The sequence below is a fragment of the Photobacterium sp. DNB22_13_2 genome, from assembly GCF_052873915.1.
On record NZ_JBNNXU010000274.1, the window covers coordinates 1 to 239 of the forward strand.

Below are 239 nucleotides of genomic sequence, written 5' to 3' on the forward strand. Positions count from 1 at the left end.
GGCGCGTCGACACCGATTCTCGCTTCTCCCGGCCCGGGATCAAGACCGCCGATTCGATCCGGCAGATCCCCGTCAGCGAGCTGACCGCGAACCTGGTGCAGTGCTACGTCGACAACTACCGCGGACGGCCCGATCACCCCTATCTGCTGAATGCGCAGACCAATACGCCGCTGTCGACGGAATCGCTGACCAAGCTCTTTGAGCGCATCTCCACGGCCCTGCCGGCCGCCGTGCTAGCG

General features: G+C 65.3%; 1 protein-coding gene. It reads left to right on the forward strand.

Annotation, left to right across the window (positions count from 1 at the left end):
- The coding region (locus ACVA58_RS28635) for a hypothetical protein (RefSeq protein ID WP_446513614.1) at positions 1 to 239 on the forward strand (239 nt) is incomplete at both ends.